Origin of the sequence: Streptomyces sp. DG1A-41 (genome assembly GCF_037055355.1) — a bacterium.
Lineage (GTDB): Bacteria > Actinomycetota > Actinomycetes > Streptomycetales > Streptomycetaceae > Streptomyces.
Genome location: NZ_CP146350.1, coordinates 8,257,283 through 8,273,523, shown reverse-complemented (window position 1 = coordinate 8,273,523; position 16,241 = coordinate 8,257,283). Strand labels below are relative to the sequence as shown.

General features: G+C 73.1%; 9 protein-coding genes, 1 tRNA gene and 2 pseudogenes. 6 read left to right on the top strand and 6 right to left on the bottom strand.

Translation table 11 applies throughout. The annotated features are described in order from the left end of the window. Positions 1 to 135: 135 nt before the first annotated feature. From V8690_RS38210 to V8690_RS38195, 4 genes and pseudogenes are all read left to right on the top strand, one after another. On the top strand, positions 136 to 1,233 hold the full coding sequence (locus V8690_RS38210) for a mechanosensitive ion channel family protein (protein WP_338784608.1): 1,098 nt from the start codon (positions 136 to 138) through the stop codon (positions 1,231 to 1,233). A 693-nt stretch (positions 1,234 to 1,926) separates the two neighbouring features. Further along, entirely contained in the window at positions 1,927 to 4,146 is a 2,220-nt protein-coding gene (locus tag V8690_RS38205) for an NADP-dependent isocitrate dehydrogenase (protein WP_338784607.1), read from the top strand. A 126-nt stretch (positions 4,147 to 4,272) separates the two neighbouring features. Beyond that, on the top strand, positions 4,273 to 5,061 hold the full coding sequence (locus tag V8690_RS38200) for an N-formylglutamate amidohydrolase (RefSeq protein WP_338784606.1): 789 nt from the start codon (positions 4,273 to 4,275) through the stop codon (positions 5,059 to 5,061). 36 nt (positions 5,062 to 5,097) lie between these two features. Continuing rightward, a pseudogene (locus tag V8690_RS38195) lies at positions 5,098 to 5,779 on the top strand (hypothetical protein); the annotation flags it as partial. 19 nt (positions 5,780 to 5,798) lie between these two features. On the opposite strand, the gene V8690_RS38190 reads toward V8690_RS38195, so the two are convergent. The 3 genes from V8690_RS38190 to V8690_RS38180 form a co-directional block, all read right to left on the bottom strand. Continuing rightward, the gene (locus tag V8690_RS38190; protein ID WP_338784605.1) at positions 5,799 to 6,284 is read right to left on the bottom strand and encodes a hypothetical protein; all 486 of its coding nucleotides are present in this window, start codon (positions 6,282 to 6,284) and stop codon (positions 5,799 to 5,801) included. Beyond that, positions 6,281 to 6,856, bottom strand: coding sequence for a sigma-70 family RNA polymerase sigma factor (locus V8690_RS38185; protein ID WP_338784604.1), 576 nt, complete (start codon positions 6,854 to 6,856; stop codon positions 6,281 to 6,283). Before V8690_RS38185 ends, V8690_RS38190 begins: the two co-directional genes overlap by 4 nt. A 62-nt stretch (positions 6,857 to 6,918) precedes the next feature. Continuing rightward, the gene (locus V8690_RS38180; RefSeq protein WP_338784603.1) at positions 6,919 to 8,349 is read right to left on the bottom strand and encodes a S8/S53 family peptidase; all 1,431 of its coding nucleotides are present in this window, start codon (positions 8,347 to 8,349) and stop codon (positions 6,919 to 6,921) included. A 181-nt stretch (positions 8,350 to 8,530) separates the two neighbouring features. Between V8690_RS38180 and V8690_RS38175 the strand changes: the two genes are divergently transcribed. Continuing rightward, the gene (locus V8690_RS38175) at positions 8,531 to 11,098 is read left to right on the top strand and encodes a CHAT domain-containing tetratricopeptide repeat protein (RefSeq protein ID WP_338785609.1); all 2,568 of its coding nucleotides are present in this window, start codon (positions 8,531 to 8,533) and stop codon (positions 11,096 to 11,098) included. A 17-nt stretch (positions 11,099 to 11,115) separates the two neighbouring features. Here V8690_RS38175 and V8690_RS38170 read toward each other — a convergent pair whose 3' ends face one another. Next, the gene (locus V8690_RS38170) at positions 11,116 to 12,864 is read right to left on the bottom strand and encodes a LuxR C-terminal-related transcriptional regulator (RefSeq protein ID WP_338784602.1); all 1,749 of its coding nucleotides are present in this window, start codon (positions 12,862 to 12,864) and stop codon (positions 11,116 to 11,118) included. A gap of 95 nt (positions 12,865 to 12,959) precedes the next feature. On the opposite strand from V8690_RS38170, the gene V8690_RS38165 reads away from it, so the two are divergent. Further along, entirely contained in the window at positions 12,960 to 14,045 is a 1,086-nt protein-coding gene (locus V8690_RS38165) for a M12 family metallopeptidase (protein ID WP_338784601.1), read from the top strand. 272 nt (positions 14,046 to 14,317) lie between these two features. On the opposite strand, the gene V8690_RS38160 is transcribed toward V8690_RS38165, so the two are convergent. Together V8690_RS38160 and V8690_RS38155 are read right to left on the bottom strand one after the other, a co-directional pair. Then, a tRNA-Pro gene (locus V8690_RS38160) sits at positions 14,318 to 14,391 on the bottom strand. Positions 14,392 to 14,890: 499 nt separating this feature from the next. Continuing rightward, positions 14,891 to 16,221, bottom strand: a pseudogene (locus V8690_RS38155) (aromatic acid/H+ symport family MFS transporter). Positions 16,222 to 16,241: the final 20 nt, after the last annotated feature.

Here is a 16,241-nt window from a genome sequence, read left to right as displayed (position 1 = left end):
TCGTGCCGACCGCAGGCCAGGGTGGTCGCACGCGATCGAACATCCCGCAGGACGAACAGGTGACGACGTGACGAAACTTCACATCCGGCGGCCGGCAACGGCGTTCGCCGCAGTTCTTCTTCCCGGAGGTGACAGGTGAACCGGGCGCTCACCGCGGACGATCTGGTCTTCGCCGGCATCGCCCTGGCGTCGGGCCTGCTGGCGGCCTTCGCGCTGCGCATGCTGCTGCGCTGGCTGGGCGGGCACGCCGACCGCACCCGCTGGAGCGGGGACGACGTCATCGTGCACGCGCTGCGGGCCGTGCTGCCGTGGGCCGCGGTGGTGGGCGGCGCGGCGGGCGCGGCGGCGGTGCTGCCGCTGAGCCGGACGGTGCAGCACCACACCAACCAGGTGCTGACGGTGCTGCTCATCTTCGTGGCGACGGTGTCGGCGGCGCGGGTGGTGGCCGGCCTGGTACGCACGGTCACCCAGTCCCGTTCCGGTGTCGCCGGATCGGCCACGATCTTCGTCAACATCACCCGGATCCTGGTCCTGGCGATCGGCTTCCTGGTGGTGCTCCAGACGCTGGGCATCTCCATAGCCCCGCTGCTCACCGCCCTGGGCGTCGGCGGTCTGGCGGTCGCGCTGGCGCTCCAGGACACCCTCGCCAACCTCTTCGCGGGCATCCACATCCTCGCTTCCAAGACCGTCCAGCCCGGTGACTACATCCAGCTCAGCAGCGGTGAGGAGGGCTACGTCGAGGACATCAACTGGCGGCAGACGACGATCCGCAACCTGTCCAACAACCTCGTCGTGCTCCCCAACGGTCAGCTGGCACAGGCCAACATGACCAACTTCATGCGGCCGGAGGAGCAGCTGACCATCCTGGTCCAGGTCGGGGTGGCCTACGACAGCGATCTGGAGCACGTGGAGCGGGTGACCAACGAGGTCATCGCCGAGACGATGACCGAGGTCGAGGGCGCCGTGCCGGACCACGAGCCGATCATCCGGTTCCACACCTTCGGCGACTCCCGCATCGGCTTCACCGTCATCCTGGGCGTCGGCGAGTTCAGCGACCAGTACCGGATCAAACACGAGTTCATCAAGCGCCTCCACAAGCGCTACCGCGCGGAGGGCATCCGCATTCCCGCCCCGGCCCGGACGGTGGCGCTCCAGCAGGGCGGGGTCGTCATCCCCCAGCAGCGGACCGGCGAACTCGAGCCGGGCGACATGGCCTCCGCCCGGCTCGACTGAGGCCAGTTCTCCGCGGCGCCCGTCCCACCGGCTGTGCGGCCTGGCCAGGGACGGGCCGTTCAGTCCGGGCGGGCGGGCATGCGCGGCGTCTTCCGTGCCGTCGCCGTACCGCTCCAGGACCGCGAGATCGTGGCGGTGAAGACCGTCTCGCCGAGCGACAGCGCGACCGGCCGTTGATCACATGGTCGCCGAACGTGATCCGCACCACCTCTGTGGCGAGCGGCTGCGGCACGTGTCCGCGGTCCGGTCCCCGGTCGGCCGCTCGGTGCACACGGCCGCCCGCCGGCACGCCCCGCAGCCCGCCGGGCACGGTGAGGCGGAAGGCCTCGCGCGGTCCGGCTGTGCAGGCCACGCACACCGTGACTCCGTGCTTTCGCGGGGCGCGTACGCGCCGAGGTGATCCGCGGCTTCCCGGTCACCTGCCCGAAGGCGGCCGGGCGGCCGCCGACGAGTGTCTCCGGGACGCGTCCGTCTTCCCGGGGCCCTGCGGCGTGGCCGGGCAGAGCCGCCGCCAGGCCGGTGAGGGCGGTCGCCGGGGCCGTCACTCCGCTGCGATCTCCCATCGTCCGCTTCGCTCGGACGGTTGCCGGGTGCCTGGGTCCCGGAAACTGGGCGCGGACCCCTGTCGAGACGAGGTCGAGCACGAGATATCTTGATGTCGAGCAATGTTGCAGACGTGGAGCGGAGCACCCGGTGACTGACTCGACCATCATCTATACGCACACTGACGAGGCCCCGGCCCTGGCAACGTATTCCTTCCTGCCGGTGGTCCAGGCGTACGCCTCGCAGGCGGGTGTCGCCGTCGAGACCCGCGACATCTCGCTGGCCGGGCGCATCATCGCCCTGTTCCCCGAGTACCTGACCGAGGACCAGCGCATCCCGGACGCCCTCGCGGAGCTCGGCGAGCTGGCCAAGACCCCCGCCGCCAACATCATCAAGCTGCCGAACATCTCGGCGTCGATTCCGCAGCTCAAGGCCGCGATCGCCGAGCTCCAGGGCCAGGGCTACGCGCTGCCGGACTACCCGGACGACCCGAAGACCGACGAGGAGCGCGAGATCCGCGCCCGTTACGACAAGGTCAAGGGCTCCGCCGTGAACCCGGTCCTGCGTGAGGGCAACTCGGACCGCCGTGCCCCCGCGTCGGTCAAGAACTACGCCAAGTCCCACCCGCACCGCATGGGTGCCTGGTCCGCCGACTCCAAGACGGACGTGGCGACCATGGGCCAGAACGACTTCCGCTCCACCGAGAAGTCCGTGGTGATCGCCGAGGACGGCGCGCTGCGCATCGAGCTCGTCGGCGACGACGGCACCACCACCGTGCTGCGCGAGTCCGTACCCGTCCAGAAGGGCGAGGTCGTCGACGCCTCCGTGATGCGGGTCGCCGCGCTGCGCGAGTTCCTGACCGAGCAGGTCGCCGAGGCCAAGGCCGAAGGTGTGCTGTTCTCGGTGCACCTGAAGGCGACGATGATGAAGGTCTCCGACCCGATCGTCTTCGGCCACGTGGTGCGCGCCTTCTTCCCGAAGACGTTCGCGAAGTACGGCGACAAGCTCGCCGCGGCCGGCCTGACTCCGAACGACGGTCTGGGCGGCATCTACAAGGGCCTGGACGCCCTGCCCGAGGGCGCCGAGATCAAGGCCTCCTTCGACGCCGAGCTCAGCGAGGGCCCGGAGCTGGCGATGGTCGACTCCGACAAGGGCATCACCAACCTGCACGTGCCCTCCGACGTCATCATCGACGCCTCCATGCCGGCCATGATCCGCAGCTCCGGCCACATGTGGGGCCCGGACGGGCAGGAGCACGACGCCCTGGCGGTCATCCCGGACTCCTCCTACGCGGGCGTCTACCAGGCCGTGATCGAGGACTGCAAGGCCAACGGCGCCTTCGACCCGTCCACCATGGGCACGGTGCCGAACGTCGGCCTCATGGCGCAGAAGGCCGAGGAGTACGGCAGCCACGACAAGACCTTCGAGATCGCCACCACGGGCACGGTCCGCCTGGTCGACCAGAACGGCACCGCGCTCATCGAGCAGTCCGTCTCGGCCGGTGACATCTTCCGCGCCTGCCAGACCAAGGACGCGCCGATCAGGGACTGGGTGAAGCTGGCCGTCACCCGCGCCCGCGCCACCGGCGACCCGGCGGTGTTCTGGCTGGACGAGACCCGTGCGCATGACGCCAACCTGATCGCCAAGGTCGAGCAGTACCTGCCGGAGCACGACACCGAGGGCCTGGACATCCGGATCCTGAACCCGGTCGAGGCCACGAAGCTGTCGGTGGAGCGCATCCGCCGCGGCGAGAACACCATCTCCGTCACCGGCAACGTCCTGCGCGACTACCTGACCGACCTGTTCCCGATCCTGGAGCTGGGCACCAGCGCCAAGATGCTGTCGGTCGTCCCGCTGATGGCGGGTGGCGGCCTGTTCGAGACGGGTGCGGGCGGCTCGGCGCCGAAGCACGTGCAGCAGCTGGTCAAGGAGAACTACCTGCGCTGGGACTCCCTGGGTGAGTTCTTCGCCCTCGTGCCGTCCCTCGAGCAGTTCGCCAAGGTGACGGGCAACGCCCGCGCCCAGGTCCTGGCCGACACCCTCGACCGCGCCACGGCGACCTTCCTCAACGAGGACAAGTCCCCGACCCGGCGCGTCGGCGGCATCGACAACCGCGGCAGCCACTTCTACCTGTCCCTGTACTGGGCACAGGAGCTGGCCCGGCAGACCGAGGACGCGGACCTGGCGAAGGCCTTCACGCCGATCGCCGAGACGCTCGCCGCCAACGAGCAGAAGATCGTCGACGAGCTGATCGCCGCCCAGGGCAAGCCGGTCGACATCGGCGGCTACTACCAGCCCGACCCGGCGAAGGCCGCCGAGGTCATGCGTCCGTCCGCCACGTGGAACGAGGCGCTGGCGTCCCTGAGCTGACGCCCCGGGCCCATCGGCCCCTCCGCTCCGCCCCGGCCGGCGCACCGCCCGGCCGGGGCGGAGTTGTGTTCGAAGAGGCCCGGGCTTTCGTGCGAAGCCCCTGACACCGCCCTGTGGAGCCACCGCGTGACCGACGACCTCCGGTCCTTCGACGTCCTGCCCGGCGCCGGGCACTCCCCCGTGATCCTGCATGTCCCGCATTCGGCGCGGGAGATACCGCCGTCCGTACGGGCGGGCATCGCGCTGGGCGACGACGAGCTCGCGCGGGAGCTGGACCACATCACCGACGCGCACACGGCTCAGATCGCCGAGGCGGCGGCCGGGGCGGCCGGCGTCGTCCCGTGGCGGTTCGTCAACCGGCTGTCGCGGCTCGTCGTCGACCCCGAGCGCTTCCCCGACGAACGGGAGGAGATGCGGGTCGTCGGCATGGGCGCGGTCTACACCCGGACCACGCACGGCGCCGTGCTGCGGTCCGAGGACATCGAGGCCGGGCCGCTCGTCCAGCGGTACTTCCTGCCGTACGCGCGGGCGATGACGCGGGCCGTGGCGGACCGGCTTGCGGCCACCGGGCGGGCCGTGATCATCGACGTGCACTCCTATCCCCGTGCCCGGCTGCCGTACGAGCTGCACGGGGAGGGGCCCCGGCCGCCGGTGTGTCTCGGCACCGACTCCTTCCACACGCCTCCCGGGCTGCTGGACGCCGCGCGGCAGGCGTTCGGGGAGACGGAGCTCGACAGCCCGTTCAGCGGGGCCTACGTGCCGCTGGAGTTCCACGGGAGCGACCCGCGGGTCGAGGCGCTCATGGTGGAGATCCGCCGGGACACCTACATGACCGAGCCGGGCGGCCCCGCCGGTCCCGGTCTCGAGCGGCTCGCCGCGGCGCTGGCCCGCCTGGTCGACGCCGTGTCCGGCTGACCGCCACCGGCTGGGGCACAACGGAGGAGACCACGGTTCGACCCGGTCCTCGCGGAGCTGATGCGCGAGGGGCCGCTGCCCGTATCCAACTGCCGTACGGTGAGGGACAGTCGTGGCTGGCCACCCGCCACGACGACGTGAAGGCGGTCACCAACGATCCACGGTTCAGCCGTGCGGAGGTGACCGGGCGTCAAGTGACACGGATGGCCCCGCACTTCAAGCCGTGGCCCGGCTCTCTCGCCTTCGCCGACCAGCCCGACCACAACCGGCTGCGCAAGGCCGTCGCCGGCGCCTTCACCGCAGGCGTGCACTGCTGGACCCGGCAGATCATCTCCACGTCGGGCAGGGCCGAGGCCGCCGACCGGGCCAAGAACAGCCTGTACGAGTGGATCCTGCAGACCATCCGCTCCCGGGCGGACGTCGACCTGAACGGGCACCGCATCCACGCGGGCGACCCCGTCTGCGTACCCCCAGCCTCCACCTGGCCTTCGGCATCGGACCGCACTACTGCACCGGTGCCGTCCTCGCCCGTCTCCAGACGGAGATCCTCGTCGAGCCCCTGCCGGCCAGACTGCCCGGGCTACGGCTCGCCGTCCCCGCCGACCAGGTCGCCTGGCGGCGGAAGACGGCCAGACTGCCCGGGCTACGGCTCGCCGTCCCCGCCGACCAGGTCGCCTGGCGGCGGAAGACGATGATCCGGGGACCGAGGACGCTGCCTGCGCCTGGTGACTCCTGGCCTACGCCCGCAGCCACTCCGTCACCACCACGTCCCCGCCCGTCCGCAGCCGCAGGGCGAACGGGCCCGACGGCGGTGCGTCGGCGGTGAAGCGGCCCAGGTCGTCGGCCGTGAGCGAGGGGCCGGGGCGCGGTCCGCCCAGGACCTCGACCCTGGCCGGCTGCGGCGGCAGCACCTGACCCATCAGCCCGTGTGCGGTCACCTCGACGTCGACGGTCACCTCGCCCGCCCGGAAGGTCAGCATCCGGGGCGGGTCGCCGGCTCCCCGGACCGGGAGGGCGTCGACCAGCGAGTCGAAGATGAGCTCCGCGACGCGGGCGTCCAGGTCGTGCAGCGCGTAGGCGTCGACGGCGATCTGCTGGAGCTCCGCCGGCACGGGGTCCAGTACGGCGGCGGCCTGCCGGAGCTCCTCCTCCAGCAGCGCGGCGTCGAACTCCTGGTCGTCCCGGCCGTCCTCGTCGGACACGTCGTCGTTCATGTCGCTCATACCGCCCCCCGCGCTTCGAGCCGGGCCCGCAGGCGCCGCAGACAGCGCTGGCGCAGCGGCCCGATGCTGCCCACCGCGATGCCGAGCGCGGCGGACACGTCCTGGTAGCTGGGCGGCGGCGTGGCCATCAGCACCCGCAGCAACTGCCGGCACCGCTCGCCCAGTTCCTCGAACTCCTGCCACAGCCGCCGTACCCGTTCGCTCTGGGCGGCGGCCTCCTCGGCGTCGAGCAGCGACTGTTCCGGCGTGCCGTCCTCGCTGACCCGGTCCAGGAGCTGTGGATCGTCCGTCAGGGTCAGCCGTTGCGAGCTCCGGATGACCTTCAGGCACTCGTGGCGCGCGGTGCTCGCCAGCCACGCGCCCGCCTTGCCGGGTTCCCGGATCCGCCCGAGGTGCTGGGCGAAGCGGAACCACGCGGTCTGGTACACCTCGTGGGCGTCCGCGTCGGACAGCCGATGGGCCCGCACCACGGACCACACCAGGGGGCTCAGCCCCTCCACGAGCGCCTTCCAGGCCGCCGCGTCGCCGTCGGCGGCGGCCTGGACGAGCGCGCCGGCATCAGTACGGTCCACGGCAGCCCCACCCCTCGAGTACGGCACGCCATCGTACGCCGTGGAGGGGGCGGTTCCGGCCCTCACAGGCCGGGGCCGAGACGCACGACCGGGACGGGGCGCCAGGTGGGCGGGCGCAGCGCGGGTACGTGCGCCCCGCGCACTTCCGCGACCCCGGTGCCGGGGGCGAGCAGGTGCCTCCGGGCCGCGCGCGGGTCGGTCTCCTTGTGCGCCGTCATGTGGGCGGCGACCAGGCCCGCGGTCACCGGGGTGGCGAAGGAGGTGCCGCTCCACTGCGCGTACCCCTCGAACATCACCTGGTCCGGCTTGGCGGAGGCGTTCTCGTCGCTCAGCACGCCGGTGTGGCGGGGGTGCCGGCAGGTGCAGCCGTAGGTGAAGCCGTAGCGGCAGGCGTCGTACGTGGAGTGCTGGTAGATGTACGGGACGGGCGTCTCGAAGCCGGTGAGGGCGCTGGTGAGGCGCTCGCCGGGGGCGTAGACCTTCACCCAGGGGCCGTGGTTGGTGAAGCAGGCGCCGGACTCGCCGTCGCTGCGCAGCGCGCCGACCGACAGCACGGAGTCCTCCCAGCCGGGCTGGTCGGCGTAGGCGGCGGGCCAGAAGGGTGTGGCGCTGCCGTTGTTGCCGGCGGCGGCGACCAGCAGGGTGCGCTGCTCGCGCAGTTCCCGCATGAAGTTCTCCACGCCGAGCAGGCCGTCGGTACGGCCGTTGGAGGTGCCTGCGGAGAGGCTGAGGACGTCGGGCCAGCCGCCGGCGTCGACGGCCTCGAAGAGCTTCTCGCCGAACTCCGACTCCAGGATGGCGCCCGCGTCGTTGAGGCTGCCGCGCACGGTGATGTCGGTGTTGGGCGCGACGGCGGCGACGAGCCCGGCGATGAACGTGCCGTGCCCGACGTACTGCTGGAGGATCCCCTGCTCGTCGCACTCCTGAACCTGGGCGTCGCCGTCGGTGTGGGCGAGGAGCGCGCAGGAGCGGTAGTCGTGCGTGAGGCCGGTGTCGACGACGAGGACGCCGACGGCGGTGTCCGGGTCGTACGCCGTGTCCGCGGCCGCCGGGTTGGGCGGCTCGCTCACCGGGACGGGTACGGGTTCGTCGCCGGGGCAGGCGTTGACCGCGATATGCACCACGTGGTTGCGGGCGGCCATCCGGTGCCCGGCCCGGGCCTCGCGTTCGCCTACGGCCCGCAGCGCCTGCGCGACGGCACGGTCGGCTCCCGGGCTCCCCTCGCCGGGGTCGCCGACCCGGATCCGGGTGACGCCACTGCGGTTGGTGTGCGAGCCCGCCCGGCGGACCTGGTCCTGGTCGAGGTCGGGTGCCGCCGTGAAGTGCGCCCGTACGGTGTCCTCGACGATGCGGGCCTCCTCGCCGTCGCGGACGAGGACGACGCCCTTCTCGTACATGAACTCGGCCGAGTCGTCCGGTCCCATCGCGAGGGGAACGTCGGGCATCGAACGCTGGATCTGGTCGAACTGCTCGTGGAATCGCTGAGGTGCCATGCGGGTCCTCCCACTGGGCGACGGCGTCGGTCGGTGCGGCAAGCGGTCGTCGGTACTCGTCGACAAGAGCCGCCGGGCGGTCTTTTGATACAGCGCCGACCCTGTGTGGTGCGGTTCCGGGACCACTACCATCCGAGGAGTGACAGCGGCGGGAAGCGACGCGGTGCAGGAACTGCTGCCGATGGTGTTCGCCGACCCGGGCGAGGCTCTCGCGAGGGCCCGGGCGCTGCTCGACGCCGATCCCTCCCCGCTGGAAGCGTCCATCGCGCATCAGGTGATCGGCATCTGGCAGCGCGACTTCGGTGATCTGCGGCTCGCTCTGCACCATCTGCGGCGGGCCCGGGAGTGCGCGGCGCGGGCGGACTCGGCCGACCGGGAGGCGGACGTGCTGGCCACCCTGGGCGTGGCCCTGGTGCACGCGGGCCGTACCCGGGAGGGCCTGGCGGCGTTCGAGCGGGGGGTTGCCCGGGGCGGCGGGCACACGCGGGCGCGGGTGCTGTACCGGCGGGCGTACGTGTGGTGGGTGCTCGGTCACCATCGCGAGGCGCTGGAGGACGTACGCCGGGCGATTCCCGTGCTGCGCCAGGTGGAGGACGTGATCTGGACGGCGCGGGCGCTGACCCTGCGGGCGACCGTGCATCTGGCGCTGGGGGCGGTGGAGCGGGCCGAGGCGGACTTCACCGCGGCCGAGGCGCTGTGGGACACCACGGGCCAGGAACACGACAAGGCCGACGCGGTGGAGAGCCGGGGGCTCGCCGCGTTCCGGTCCGGTGACGTGCCGGCGGCGCTGCGACTGCTCGACGAGGCGGAGGAACGGTACGCCCGGTTGGGCACGCCGACATTCATGCTGAACATCCGGCGCTGTGAGGTGCTGATGGCGGCCGGGCTGGCTCCCGAGGCGCTGGCCGAGGCGGACGCGGCGATCGGGAAGCTGGAGGGGATCGGCGGGCAGTCCACGCGCAAGGCGGAGCTGCTGCTGGCCGCCGCGCGGGCCGCGCGGCTGGCCGGGGAACCGCACACCGCGATCGCCCGTGCCGCCCTGGCGGTACGGCTGTTCGCCGGGCAGCGGCGCACCTGGTGGGAGACGCACGCCCGGCTGGTGCTGATCGAGGCGCGGCACGCGGCCGGTCGCGGCTCAGGGCGGCTGGTCGCCGACGCCGCGGCGGTGGCCGAGAAACTGGCCGCCTTCGGTGCGCCCGCCGCGCCGGAGGCGTCGCTGCTGGCGGGCCGGATCGCGCTGGACCTGGGCTGGACGGCGGACGCGGAACGGCATCTGGCCGTCGCCGCCCGCAGCAGACGGGGCGGCCCGCCGCTGGCGCGGATGACGGGCTGGGCGGCGCAGGCGCTGCGGGCCAGGGCCGCCGGGTCCACCCGGGGCGTCCTGGAGGCGTGCCGGCGCGGCCTGGACGTGCTCGACGACCACCGGATGACGCTGGGCGCCTCGGAGCTGCGGGCGCGTGCCACCGAGCAGGGCGCGGAGCTGGCCGCGTTGGCCGGGCGGGCCAGCCTCGTCTCGGGCGGCCCGCGGCGGCTGCTGGTGTGGAGCGAGCGCTGGCGGGCCACCGTGCTGTCCACCCCGCCGACCCGGCCGCCCGCCGACCCGGAGCTGCTCAGCGGCATGACCGCCTTCCGTGAGATCGCCTCCCGCGCGGAGGCCGCCCGGATGGAGGGCCGGCCGGTTCCGGCACTGGAGCGTGAGCAGCGGCGCCTGGAGCGGCAGATCCGCTCCCGGACGCTGCACATGCGCGGCGAGGCCCCCGGGGACGGCGGCCGTTTCGACGTCGGCCGGCTGCTGGAGCGGCTGGGCGACGAGGTACGGCTGGTGGAACTCGCCGTGCTCGACGGACGGGTGCAGGTGCTGCTGTGCGGGCAGGGGCGGGTGCGCCGGTTCGAGGCCGGGCTGCTGGCCGAGGCGGAGACCGAGGCCGAGCACGTACAGGCGGGGCTGCGGCGGCTGGCGCACCCCGGGGCAGAGGCGCGGCTTCCGGTGGTGGAGGCCGCGGGGCGGCGGCTGGAGGAACTGCTGCTCGGACCGGCCGCGGCGCACCTGGGCGGCGGCCCGGTGGTGATCGTGCCGCCGGGGCGGCTGCACCGGGTGCCGTGGGCGCTGCTGCCGTCGCTGCGGGAACGGGTGCTCAGCGTGTCGCCGTCGGCGGGCAGTTGGCTGCGGGCCCGGGAGACCGCGCCGCCGCCGGACGGCCGCCATGTGCTGGTCCGCGGCCCGGGCCTGGCCACGGGCGGCGCCGAGGTGCCCGAACTGGCCGGCCGGTACGCCTGTGCGACGGTCCTGGAGGACGACGAGGCGCGGGTGCCGCGCGTGCTGGAGGAACTGGACGGGGCCGCGCTGGCGCACATCGCCGCGCACGGCACGTTCCGCGCGGACAGCCCGCTGTTCTCCTCCCTGCGGATGGCCGACGGGCCGATCGTCGTGCACGACTTCGAGCGTCTGGACCGCAGCCCCTACCGGATCATCCTGTCCTGCTGCGACACCGCCCTCCTCGCATCCGTCGGCGCCGACGAACTGCTCGGTCTGGTCACCGCGCTGCTGCCGCTCGGCACGGCCGGGGTGGTGGCGTGCAGCGCGCCCGTCAACGACGCCGCGGTGGTGCCGCTGATGCTCGCGCTGCACAAGGGACTCGGGGCCGGCCTGTCCCTGGCGGAGGCCTTGCGCGACGCCCGGGCCGCCCTGCCGGGCGACGCGCTGCACCAGGCCACGGGCTGGGCGTTCTCGGCGTTCGGGGCGGCCTGACCCGTCCCCTGTTCGGGTCAGGCCGCCGGTCTTGAGAGCGGCCCCTGGGCCGGCTGGGCCTCCGGGACTTCCGTCAGCCAGGGCAGGGCGCCGCGGTCACTCGCGCCGAGCCGGGCGTAGGCGCTGTACAGGTGGTTGCCGACGGTCCGGACCGACAGGGTGAGGCGTTCGGCGATCTGCCGGTTGCTCAGGCCCGCCGCCGCGAGCGTGACGATCTGCCGTTGCCGGGCGGTGAGTTCGCCGAGGACCAGCCCGGACAGGGCGGGTGTGCGGGCGCCCTGGCAGCGCCGGGCCAGCGCGACGGCCCGGGTACGGGAGCGCCGGGCGGCGCTCGGATCGCCGTGGGCGCGCACGGCCTGCGCGTGCGCCTCCGCGGCGAACAGCGTGAAACCGCGCCGCTCCAGTTCCTCGGCCACCTCGTCCAGGGCCGGTCCGTCGGCACGGGTGAGCGCGTCGGCGTGCCGGGCGAAGACGCCGGTCAGCCGGTCGATGACCTTCTCGGGGGCGCCGAGACGGACGGCGTCGTAGGGGTCGGTGAGGGCTTCGAAGTCCAGCTCCCTGCTGTCCATGGGTGCGCAGGCGCGGGCGAGTTCCTCCCGGCACGACGGGTCCCCGGGATCGCCCCTCAGCCCCTCCCTAGCCCAGGCCGCCGCTTCCCTCACCTCCCCTCGCAACCGGGCGAACCGGGCGCGTACGGCGGCGTACCGGCCGGGCAGCGGGCGGCTCTCCGCGACCAGCCACTCCCCGACCGGCGTGGGCGTCGCCCGTACGTCGTCCTTGTCGATCCGGCGGGCCAGTGCGGCCGCCTCGGTGTCGAGGGCGGCGGCGTACGCGTCCTGCGTCCGGGACAGCCGGCGCGCCCGCAGCCGGCCCGCCGCGGCCCTGAGCACCGGGCCGTGGAGGGGGTGGGCGAGCCGGACGCCGCCCAGGTCGTCGACCTCGATCAGGCCGTCGGACTCCAGGACTTCGAGGGCCCCGAGGTCCAGCTCGTCGAGCGTCGGCGGCAGAGGTTCGGCGAAGGCGAGGCGGTCGAGGGTCTCCCGTTCGAGCGGGCAGGTGCGGCCGAGGACATGGGCGGTGCGTTCGCGGACGGCCGTGGTCAGCGGCACCGGGCCCCGCCATGCCCGTTCGCCGGTGCCCGGCACGCAGGTCAGCAGTCCGCGGACGGCCCCCAGCAGATCGCGCAGCAGCCGCAGGTCGCCCCGGCTCAGGCGCCGCAACCGGTTGACGGTGAGCGGTTCGAGAGGGCCGGCCGCGGCGGTGAGCAGCTGCGCGGTCTCCTCCTCGGGCAGCCGTTCCAGGGCGAGGCGCGGCAGGAGCTCGCCGGTCCACAACCGGGAGATCGCGCCCGGCACCGGGGTGCCGTCCGTGGTGACGACCAGCAGACGGGTGCGGCCGTGCACGGCGAGCTGGTGGACCAGGGCGGCGGAGGCGTCGTCGAGCAGATGGGCGTCGTCCACGACCAACGTCCGTACGCCCGACAGGAGCTGGACCGCGCGGTGCAGGGTGACCGACTCGGGCAGGAGAGGGGCGAACGCCGCGAAGGGGATGGCCCGGCTCTCGGGCGTACCCGCAGCACGGGCGCAGTCGGTGCCGCGGATCGCCTCGGTGACGAGGCGGGTCTTGCCGCGGCCCGCCGGGCCCGTCACCACGATGCCGCGGCGTCCGCCGGCCAGGGACCGGCGGACCAGCTCCAGTTCGTCCTCCCGCCCGGCGAACGGCCAGGGCAGCTCCAGCGTCGTCGCGTCCCGTTCGTAAGTCGTCACACAGGCATGAGCGCGGCTACTCACTTCTGATACAGGGCGACTTGAGTAGCCCCCGACTCAGGCGCCCGGGACCGGCCGCGGGGCAGGCTGTGGCCATGACCGCACGCTACTGCTCGCTGGCACAGGCGCCGGCGCCCTCCTACGCACCGGGGCTGGCGGCCGAGCGGCTGAGCGCGCTCGCGAGCGGGCGGCGGATGTGGGTCAACGGCACGGTTCTGCACTACTGCTTCTTCGACCGTGACGCCGACGCGTCCGTCATCCCCGTGCCGGGGACGGGGATGACGCGACGGGTGCCGTGGGCCGGCGCCAAGGAGCAGCGGGACGTGGTACGCGAGTGCTTCGAGGAGTGGCAGGACCTGGGCATCGGGATCTGCTTCGCCGAGGTCGACGACCGCTCGGAGGCCGAACTGCGCATCGGGTTCCAGCTCGGTGCCGGCTCCTGGTCGGCGGTGGGACGGGACGCGCTGCCGGCCGGGCGGCACGAGCGCACCATGAACTTCGGCTGGGACCTGACCGCGTCCGGGGAGCGCGGGACGGCCCTGCACCAGATCGGGCACGCGCTCGGCATGCTGCACGAACACCAGAGCCCGTTCGCCGGCATCCACTGGGACGACGAGGCCGTCTACGCCGAACTGGCGGGCCCGCCGAACCACTGGAGCCGGGAGCGGACGCACTACAACATCCTGCGCAAGCTCGACCCGGACGAGGCCAACGGCTCCGTCTGGGACCCTCAGTCGATCATGGAGTATCCGTTCTCGTCGGGGCTGGTCCTGGAGCCGGAGCACTACCGCGCGGGTCTGAACCCGCCCGGCACCCTGTCCGCCGCCGACAAGGAGTTCGCGCTCCGCTGGTATCCGCCGGCGGATCCTGCGGGACCGCCCGCGCTGGTGCCGTTCCGCTCGGCACCGCTCGGTCTCGGCCCCGGCGAGCAGGCCGACTTCGTCGTCGACCCGCCGGAGACCCGTACCTACACGCTGGGCACCTTCGGCGACAGCGACGCCGTCGTCGTGGTCTTCGAGGAGCGGGACGGGGAACCCCGCTACCTCGCCGGGCAGGACGACGGAGGAACTGAGCACAACGCCACGATCAGCGCCCGGCTCGTCAAGGGCCGCCGCTACTTCGTCCGCGTACGCCTGTACTCCGCCTGGGGTTCCGGCGAGACGGCGGTGATGTGCTGGTGACGGCACGGATCCGCCGCGCGGACATCTGAGCCACTGTCCGGCGCCGGGGGAAGGTCGAGGACGTCGCCTCATCGGGGGGTGGGTGACGTCCTCGACCACGCCATGCGGCGTCGACCACGCCATGGGCCCTGAACTGCCGGGTGCGGCCCGCCGCCGCGTGCGCCGCCACCCCTCGCGCTGCGGCCCTGGCCGCCGAGCACCGGGCTCCGCGGGAACGACCGAGAGGCCGCACCGGAAAGCTCCGGCACGGCCTCTGGCTGCTGCCTCACACGTCGGGACGACAGGATTTGAACCTGCGACCCCTTGACCCCCAGTCAAGTGCGCTACCAAGCTGCGCCACGTCCCGATGCGGGCTCGCGCGGGTGAACCGCGTGATCGCGCAGGTCAACCCTACCGCATCCGCACACCGGGCCCTCGTGGGTGTCGAGCGGCGCGTGAGCGGCGGGGTGCGGAGGGAGGGGCGCGTACGCGTCGAGGGGTTGCTCGCCGGGCTGCACGGATCCCTCGTCACATCCTGCGCGCCGACGGCCGAGATGCGCCCCGGTCCAGCCGACGAGGCCCGCCGTCGACACGGCGACGGCGACGACGGCCCACCAGGGCAGTTCCGCCTTGGTCGCGTGTCCGGCGCAGGACGCGAGGGCGAGAAGCCCCGTGACGGCGCCTCCCGTCGCTTCGACTCGCCGGACACGCCGGTCCCGCGCCTCTTCCACCCGTTGCTCCCCTTCGCCCTAGGATGCCCGCAAGCCTCAACTCGTGGGCATATGCCGCAAACAATACGCTAAGTCGATGGGCACACTTGACCAGGGCATAGAGGTCGAGACGGACACCACGGTCCACTCCCCCGCTCAGTGGGCGCCGATGAGCGCCCGCCCGGCACTCTCCCCCGCCGCCCGGCGCGCGCCGCGTAGGGCGGCGAGGCCGATGAAGACCATGGAGCACACGCCCGCCAGCGCGAAGGCGGTGAAGCCCCAGTCGCCCTTGTTCGCGGCGAGCAACTGCCCCCCGAGCCACGGCCCGAAGACGGCCCCGAACCGGCCCATGCCCGAGGTCCAGCCGACGGCGGTGGCGCGGCTGTCCGGGGCCGAGCGGAGGGAGACGGTCGCGTAGATCATGGTCTGGGCGCTGTTGAGGAAGATTCCGGTGAGGAAGACGACCGTGAAGGTCAGCGCGAGCGGCATGCGGACGCTGAGCAGGAACACGCCGGCGGCGGTCAGCGCGAACCAGATCGCCGAGATGCGCGGGGCGCCGAACCGGTCGGAGGCGCGGCCCGCCACCAGCATGCCCACGATGCCGCCGAGGTTGAACAGGACCACGAAGGTGAGCGCGGAGCCGAGTTCGTAGCCCTCGCCCCGCATCAGGGTGGGCAGCCAGGTGGCGACGCCGTAGACGAGGAGCAGGCCGCCGAAGGACGCCAGCCAGTAGAGCAGAGTCTGGAGCCACTCGCCGCCGCGGAACAGGCCGGCCGGGAAGTCCAGCGGGAAGGAGAGGGCGGGGCACCCGGCGTCTTCGCGGCGGGGAGTTCGACGTCGTAGCGGCTCGCCAGGGCGTGCGCCTCGTCGCTGCGGCCCTGGGCGAGCAGGAAGCTGAGCGACTCGGGCAGGAACGTCGCGAGCACCGGCACGAAGAGCAGCGGGGTCACGCAGATCCAGAAGGCGGCGCGCCAGCCGAGCGGTTCGACGACCCAGAGGGCCACGTAGGCGGAGAGGATGCCGCCGGCGTGGTGGGCCGTCATCAGCAGGCCGATGGTGAGGGCGCCGCGGCCGCGCGGGGCGTAGTCGGAGACCATGCTGATCGCGGTGGGCAGCAGACCGCCGAGGCCGACGCCGGCCAGGGTGCGACCGAGGCCGAACACCGTGACGCCGTTCGCAACCGCACACAGGCCGGAGGCCAGCGAGAAGAGGGTGACGCAGCCGACCGTCAGCTTCTTGCGGCCGATCCGGTCGGCGACCGTGCCCGCGGCGAGGGCACCGACCAGCATGCCGAAGGTGGCGTAGCTACCGAGGTCACCGGCCTGCGCCGAGGTGATGCCGAGCGCCCGCTCCGCCAGCATGTGGGGCAGCACCGAGCCGTAGACGAACATGTCGAGGCCGTCGAAGAGGACGGCCAGCCAGCACAGGGCCACGACCAGGAAAGCGAGTTTGCCACCGCGATCGTCTGTGGAGGGGGAAAACGACATCGTTGATCACCTCTCGTGCG

What these genes read in the sequence shown, in the direction of transcription:
- V8690_RS38190 (WP_338784605.1), bottom strand. Translation starts at nt 6,284, where the DNA reads ATGAGCGACATGAACGACGACGTGTCCGACGAGGACGGCCGGGACGAC.
- V8690_RS38180 (WP_338784603.1), bottom strand. Translation starts at nt 8,349, where the DNA reads ATGGCACCTCAGCGATTCCACGAGCAGTTCGACCAGATCCAGCGTTCG.
- V8690_RS38175 (WP_338785609.1), top strand. Translation starts at nt 8,531, where the DNA reads ATGGTGTTCGCCGACCCGGGCGAGGCTCTCGCGAGGGCCCGGGCGCTG.
- V8690_RS38165 (WP_338784601.1), top strand. Translation starts at nt 12,960, where the DNA reads ATGACCGCACGCTACTGCTCGCTGGCACAGGCGCCGGCGCCCTCCTAC.